This window comes from Laceyella sacchari (assembly GCF_004343255.1).
GTDB classification, from domain to species: Bacteria; Bacillota; Bacilli; order Thermoactinomycetales; family Thermoactinomycetaceae; genus Laceyella; species Laceyella sacchari.
Map to the genome: position 1 here is coordinate 1 of NZ_SMDD01000011.1, position 7,315 is coordinate 7,315.

Annotated in this window: 5 protein-coding genes and 1 rRNA gene; all 6 read right to left on the minus strand. The window is 49.1% G+C overall.

Going from position 1 to position 7,315, the window contains the following annotated elements:
* Positions 1-275: 275 nt before the first annotated feature.
* Complete coding sequence (ilvD, locus tag EDC32_RS15950) at positions 276-1,958, minus strand: dihydroxy-acid dehydratase (protein ID WP_132223925.1); 1,683 nt, start codon at positions 1,956-1,958, stop codon at positions 276-278.
* Between the two features lie 20 nt (positions 1,959-1,978).
* Positions 1,979-3,238 carry a threonine ammonia-lyase IlvA gene (ilvA, locus tag EDC32_RS15955; RefSeq protein ID WP_132223928.1) on the minus strand — a complete coding sequence of 420 codons (1,260 nt, stop codon included), beginning with the start codon at positions 3,236-3,238 and terminating at the stop codon, positions 1,979-1,981.
* Between the two features lie 37 nt (positions 3,239-3,275).
* The gene (locus EDC32_RS15960) at positions 3,276-4,262 is read right to left on the minus strand and encodes a ketol-acid reductoisomerase (RefSeq protein ID WP_132223931.1); all 987 of its coding nucleotides are present in this window, start codon (positions 4,260-4,262) and stop codon (positions 3,276-3,278) included.
* Between the two features lie 42 nt (positions 4,263-4,304).
* Positions 4,305-4,550: an acetolactate synthase small subunit gene (ilvN, locus tag EDC32_RS15965; protein ID WP_022739119.1), complete on the minus strand. Its 246-nt coding sequence runs from the start codon at positions 4,548-4,550 to the stop codon at positions 4,305-4,307.
* Entirely contained in the window at positions 4,547-6,253 is a 1,707-nt protein-coding gene (gene ilvB / locus EDC32_RS15970; RefSeq protein WP_132223934.1) for a biosynthetic-type acetolactate synthase large subunit, read from the minus strand. The genes ilvN and ilvB overlap by 4 nt, the downstream gene beginning before the upstream one ends.
* 934 nt (positions 6,254-7,187) lie before the next feature.
* Positions 7,188-7,302: ribosomal RNA gene (gene rrf, locus EDC32_RS15975) — 5S ribosomal RNA — on the minus strand.
* Positions 7,303-7,315 lie beyond the last annotated feature (13 nt).

A 7,315-nucleotide genomic window follows, 5' to 3' on the forward strand; every position in this document is an offset into this window, starting at 1 on the left:
GCTCGCGGAGTTGTGAAACACTAAACACTAAAGTGTTAAGTGTTTCATCGAATTGACAGGTCACGTTGTCACTCTTTAGTTTTCAAGGAACACTTCATATCATTTTGCACCGCTCATCGCGGCGACAAATACGATCTTACTAAATGATTGCATTTAAGTCAACACATAAACCCTTATTTCATCTATTCAGATTATTTCACTTCTTTATCCTGCGGGAATGAGGAGGAGGCGGGCAACAATATGAATAAGATTGACTGTGCCCGCTTTTACTACCCTCAAATTTTCATAACTCCCCCGGTGCTGGCGGAGGTAACCAGTTTGGAATAACGAGCAAGATACCCCGTTTTCACCTTTGGCTCAAAACCGGACCACTTGGCTCGTCTTCGTTCAAGCTCTTCTGGCGACAACTGCACTTCCAATTTCTTTTGCTCGATGTCAATCACTACAATATCTCCGTCTTCAATGAAGGCAATGGGGCCTCCTTCCGCAGCTTCAGGGGAAACATGGCCAACGCAAATCCCTCGAGTTGCCCCCGAAAAGCGCCCATCTGTCACCAAGGCCACTTTCGTTCCCAAGCCCATCCCCACAATTTGAGATGTTGGCGCCAACATTTCGGGCATGCCCGGCCCTCCTTTGGGACCTTCATATCGGATGACGACAACATGTCCCGCTTGCACTTTTCCTGAAGCAATACCTTGCAAAGCTTCATCTTGGGAATCAAAAACAATGGCCGGCCCTTCGTGGCGGGTGATGCCGTTTTGAACGGCGCCTGATTTGATCACAGCGCCATCGGGAGCCAAGTTGCCAAACAGGATCGACAAACCACCTGTGTGCGAGTAGGCATCCGGCAATGGCCGAATAACATCTTGATCCAAGATATCCGCTCCCAAGATATTCTCTCCCAAGGTTTTGCCCGTGACAGTGATCTGATCCAAGTGCAAGGCTCCCTCTTTTTTACTAAGCTCGTTCAAAATGGCGGAGACGCCGCCTGCCCGATGCACGTCTTCAATGTGATAGTCGGAAGCGGGGCTGACTTTGCACAAATGCGGCACTTTTTGGGCCAACTGGTTGATCCGCTCCAATGAATAGTCTAATCCCGCCTCATGAGCAATAGCCAACGTATGCAACACTGTATTGGAAGATCCTCCCATGGCCATGTCCAAAGCAAACGCGTTGTCAATGGCCTTCTCGGTCACAATGTCACGCGGCTTCAAATCCAACTCGATCAATCGCAAAAGTTGTTTCGCCGCTTGCTTGACCAGCTCTTTTCTCTCTTCGCTCACAGCCAGGATGGTTCCATTGCCCGGGAGAGCCAAACCGATTGCCTCCAGCAGGCAGTTCATAGAATTGGCGGTGAACATCCCTGAACAAGAGCCGCATGTTGGACAGCCATACCGTTCCAATTCCTCCAGGTTGGCTTGGTTAATCTTGCCCGCTTGGTAAGCGCCGACACCTTCAAACACGGAAGCCAAAGAAATGGAGCGACCGTCACTTGTTTTCCCCGCTTTCATGGGACCGCCGGACACGATGATGGTGGGAATATTTACTCGCAAAGCCGCCATCATCATGCCCGGAGTGATTTTGTCACAGTTGGGAATGCAGATCAAACCGTCAAACGCATGGGCTGACACCACCGTTTCTATGGAATCAGCGATAATCTCTCGACTGGGAAGGGAATAGCGCATGCCGATGTGTCCCATGGCAATCCCATCATCCACCCCGATCGTGTTAAATTCAAACGGTACGCCGCCCGCTTCACGCACCGCTTCTTTCACCAATTCGCCAAACGCTTGCAGATGAACGTGTCCGGGAATAATGTCAATATATGAATTGGCGATGGCGATGAACGGTTTATCCCAATCGGACTCATCCCGAATTTGTCCAGTCGCCCGCAACAAGCTACGATGCGGAGCGCGGTCAAACCCTCGTTTGATCGTGTCGCTTCTCATTTTTCTCACACGGCATCCCTCCTGGTCAGTCAAATCAACAGATGAAATAAGTTCGGATCCTTATTGATTTCCATGTAATCCACCTGATTTTGTTCCATTCGTTCAATCAACAGTGGATATTCATCCCTCTCCTTCAACTCAATTCCCACCAGAGCGGGGCCGCTATCACGGTTATTTTTCTTGATATATTCAAATCGGGTGATGTCCGCCTGCTCCGTCAAAGTCCCATTGATGAATTCCCGCAAAGCGCCGGCTCGTTGCGGGAAGTTAATGATGAAATAATGCTTCAATCCTTCATAAATCAACGATCTTTCCTTAATCTCAGACATACGGTCAATATCGTTGTTCCCGCCGCTGATCACACAGACCACGTTTTTGCCCTTGAGCTCGTTCCGATAAAAATCGAGGGCAGCCAAGGCCAACGCTCCTGCAGGTTCTACAACTATCGCATTCTCATTGTACAATTGCAGGATGGTAGAACAAACTTTCCCTTCTGGCACCAGTACCACGTCGTCCAGCACTTGTTTGCAAATCTCCAGTGTCAGCGTGCCCACTTGCTGCACTGCCGCACCATCAACAAATTTATCCAGTTCGCGCAACATGACTCTTTCGTTTTGGCACAATGACGCATGCATCGCCGGGGCGCCGGCGGGCTCCACACCAATGATTTTGGTCATAGGACTGACCTTTTTTAGGTAGGTGCCCAAACCGGCAGCTAATCCTCCTCCGCCAATGCCGACAAACAAGTAATCAATGGAACCGGGAAACTGTTCAATGATCTCTAATCCCACAGTTCCTTGCCCAGCGATCACATCCGGGTCATCAAAAGGATGCACAAACAGCTTTCGTTCTCGCTCACACACTCGCATCGCCTCAGCGAACGAAGCGTCAAACGTATCTCCTGTCAAGACGATCTCCACATATGGACCGCCAAAACGCGCAACCTGGTTCACCTTTTGATTAGGCGTAGTGGTAGGCATGAATATTTTTCCTTGCACCTGCAACATGCGACAAGAGTAGGCAACCCCCTGCGCATGATTGCCAGCGCTCGCGCATACGACCCCGCGATCCAATTCATCTCTTGAACGGCGGCTTAAAAAGTGATAAGCCCCTCTGAGTTTAAAAGAACGAACAACCTGTAAGTCTTCACGTTTGAGATAAAGCTGACATTGATGCCGATCGGATAATAGCGCGTCATACTCCAGTGGCGTTTGTCTTATGACGTCCTTGAGCGCGCTCCGGGCACTCACCACATCGCCCGGGCCGACGGCCTCTTTTACATTGATCATCTCCTCACCGACCTCCGCATCCAGCCCTCTGCTTCGCTTATTTCTGCATCCAACTCATCATTTGACGCAATTTGGCCCCCACTTCTTCAATCGGATGATTGGCCTCTTGCTGCTTGATCGCGTTGTAAGAAGGACGCCCTGCCTGATTTTCGAGAATCCATTTTTTCGCGAATTCCCCTTGTTGAATTTCACGCAACACTTGGCGCATCTCCTCTTTGGTCGCATCAGTGACAATGCGGTTCCCGGTCATGTAATCCCCAAATTCGGCTGTGTCGGAGATGGAATAGCGCATCCGGGAAAGACCTCCTTCGTACATCAAATCTACGATCAGTTTCAATTCGTGCAGACATTCAAAGTAGGCAATCTCAGGACTGTATCCGGCCTCCACCAACGTTTCAAATCCTGCTTTGACCAAGGCTGTCATGCCTCCGCACAAAACAGCTTGCTCACCGAACAGATCTGTTTCCGTCTCTTCGCGGAAAGTTGTTTCAAATACCCCCGCTTTGGTACAGCCCAATCCTTTGGCATAAGCAAGTGCAACCTGTTTGGCTTGGCCCGTCGCATCCTGATAAACCGCCAGCAACCCCGGCACACCACCGCCTTGTTTAAATACGCGACGCACCAAGTGACCAGGACTCTTGGGTGCCACCATGGCCACGTCCACATCTTCAGGAGGAACGATTTGGCCGAAGTGAACATTAAACCCGTGTGAAAACAGCAGCATGTTGCCGGCAGTCAATCCAGGCGCCACCTCTTCCTTGTACACCTTGGCTTGGTATTCATCAGGCAACAAAAGTTGGATCACATCGGCGCGGGCGCTCGCTTCTCTAACCGTCAGCACCTCAAAACCGTCAGCCTCTGCTTGTTTCCATGATTTGCCGGGTCTCAACCCAATCACCACGTTTACGCCGGAATCCCGCAAGTTTTGCGCTTGAGCATGCCCTTGAGACCCATAGCCGATCACCGCCACCGTCTTGTTTGCCAAAACGCTTAAATCCGCATGATTGTCATAATACATATGCATGTTATCCGTCTCCCTTTTTCGATATTTGTGTGAATGTGAGATTTAATGGCTTTCGCCAGACAATTTCTGAACAGCGATGACATCAATTTGCTTGCTTAACTGCCTTATCATCTGCTCCAATTTGAAAGTGTCACAATCCATGGTGATCGTCATGGTAGAAAAGTCGGATCGCTCCTCTTTCTCCACCAGCAGGTGTTCTATGTCGATGCCCCTGCGCACATACATCCCCACAACTCTCGCCAATGCGCTAGACTTGGGATTCACCCTCAGCTTGATTGTCTGCTTCATCCTTCCCACCTTCCCAAAATCATCTCATTATTGCCTTTGCCCGGAGGTACCATCGGAAACACACTTTCCTCTTCTTCTACTTGGAAGTCAACCACGATCGGACCAGGATAACGCAACGCTTCGTCAATGGCGCGTTCCGCTTCTTCCTTGGTGGTGGCGCGTATCCCTCTCACATGGAACGCTTCCGCCACTTTCACAAAATCGGGCGAACTAAGCCGCGATTCTGAATAACGTCCATCGTAGAATATCTCCTGCCATTGCCGCACCATCCCCAAGAAATGATTGTTGATGACAAAAATCTTCACGGGGATGTTCATTTCCGCGATCGTTTGCAGTTCCTGTATATTCATTTGGAATGAAGCGTCCCCGGCGATGCAAACGACGGTCGCATCCGGTTTGGCTAACTGCGCCCCCATGGCCGCCGGAAAGCCAAATCCCATCGTCCCCAAACCACCTGATGTGATAAAACTGCGCGGTTGGCATACCCGGTAAAAATGCGCCGCCCACATCTGGTGTTGCCCTACTTCAGTCGTGACGATCGCTTTGCCCTCCGTCACCTTACTCAAATAATCGATAACAAATTGTGGTTTCAACTCCCCATCCGGACGTTGCTCATAGGTTAAAGGAAACGCTTGTGCCCTGTTTGTTGTTTGGTTAACCCACGCATCGCTGTCTGGTCGGGGGGCTTGATCCAACAGTCGCAGTAACGCCTTTCGCACATCACATACCAACGGATAATCAATTGCTACATTTTTGCCGATCTCCGCGGGGTCGATGTCGATGTGCACCTTCTTTGAATGGGGAGAGAATCGTTCCAACTTGCCTGTGACTCGATCATCAAAGCGCACACCACAGGCGATCAACAAGTCACATTCATAAGCAGCCATGTTGGCGGCATAGGTTCCATGCATGCCCAGCATTCCCAAAAACAACGGATCATCTGGTTCAAACGCCCCCAAGCCCATCAGCGTCGTGACAACGGGAATGTTGGCCTGTTTGGCAAAATTCCTCAACTCCCTTGACGCTTCAGCGTGAATGATGCCACCACCGATATATAAAAGGGGGCGCCGAGCTTGGGCAATCGCAGTGGCGATCTTGGCAATTTGCTCTGGATCGGGTTCTTCCGCGACACGATAGCCGGGCAAAGAGATTCGGTCTGGATACTGACATTCAGCCTCCGCATTAGACACATCTTTCGGTATGTCAATCAAAACGGGCCCGGGTCGACCTGAACCAGCTACATGGTAAGCCTCTTGGATAATCTTTGGAATCTCGGCTGGATCATGCACTTGGTAACTGTATTTGGTTACAGGCAACGTGATTCCCAGCACATCCGCTTCTTGAAAAGCATCTGTTCCCAACATAGATGTGGCCACCTGACCCGTAATGATGACAAGAGGGACAGAATCCATAAAAGCGTCAGCAATGCCGGTTACCAAGTTGGTTGCACCTGGCCCCGAGGTGACCATCACCGTTCCCACCTTCCCCGTTGCGCGGGCATATCCTTCGGCAGCATGGATGGCTGCCTGTTCATGTCGCGTCGACACATGACGGATTCCACTGTTGTAAAGCGCGTCATAAATCGGCAATATCGCACCACCAGGATATCCAAAAATCGTGTCGACACCTAAGCGTTTCAAACACTGGACAACCATCCTGGCACCGGATATTTTTTCAATCTTCTGACTAACTCCAGTGTTCATCCTGTTTCACAACCTTTCCTCACAATGGTTTACCCAACATTCGCTTCTCAACAAGAAACGCCTACAAGCTGATTTGTTTATTGAAGGCATGGTCGGGAGGTCTCCTAAGCGATTGCCATCCCATGAGTCAGTACAAAAAAGCCCCAGCGATCAAACAAACGTTTCTCTTCCTTTCAAACGTTTGATTTGACGCTGAGGCGAGAAACACTCGCGGTACCACTCAGCTTCTCTACTTTTCTCACGAAAAGCAGACTCACCAAGTCCTTTGCAGGACCTTAGTTTGCTAACGGAAACCAGCCGTTGCCTTCTACTTGAGAATGCTTCCTCTTTGAAAGGCAAAACTCAGAGGTGATGCATGAAATGGGATGACGCCCATCTTCTCAGCCATGAGATGGTTCTCTGTACCGTCAGCGCCCACTTCCGCTTGTCCTCTTCACCGTAGTTAAGTGATAAAGTTGTGTTGTTATTTTCTAAAAATTCAATCTTAAAACACTTAACCGTCTTCTTGCCTGTCATCCGGTTGAAGCCACCGGTAAACCATTTTGTAAGGGTGTGAGTTTGTGAGAATGTGAAATGATTGCTTTGTCAAGTTATTAAAAACGATTATAGTAACCTCTATTCATCTTGTCAACAACTATTGTAGTTATATAATGAATAAAATAAATAATCCTATTGTTTAAAATAAGTTTACGTTCATTCTCTTGCATAAGTCGGCTACTTCATTTTTAATTTGCTTAAGGATTCGAACTCTTGCTAAAAACAAAGTGTTAATAGGTATGATCTCTGTTGTTATCAGTAGTATATCAGAATCGCCTGTAAATGCAACCGAGTAAATGAATTTTCTTTAATTTGTTTTGCAAAAAGAGTGCTGTACCCCCTCACTCTGCCCTTATTCAACAAAAACCCCCACTTCAGAATGAAGTGGGGGTTGGTGGCCTGGCAACGACCTACTCTCCCAGGGCTTAGACCCAAGTACCATCGGCGCTGGAGGGCTTAACTTCCGTGTTCGGTATGGGAACGGGTGGATCCCCTCCGCCATCATCACCAGACGTTATGTTGTTG

Coding starts and splice junctions, on each gene's coding strand:
- ilvB (WP_132223934.1), bottom strand. CDS start 6,253: ATGAACACTGGAGTTAGTCAGAAGATTGAAAAAATATCCGGTGCCAGG.
- ilvA (WP_132223928.1), bottom strand. CDS start 3,238: ATGATCAATGTAAAAGAGGCCGTCGGCCCGGGCGATGTGGTGAGTGCC.
- ilvN (WP_022739119.1), bottom strand. CDS start 4,550: ATGAAGCAGACAATCAAGCTGAGGGTGAATCCCAAGTCTAGCGCATTG.
- EDC32_RS15960 (WP_132223931.1), bottom strand. CDS start 4,262: ATGCATATGTATTATGACAATCATGCGGATTTAAGCGTTTTGGCAAAC.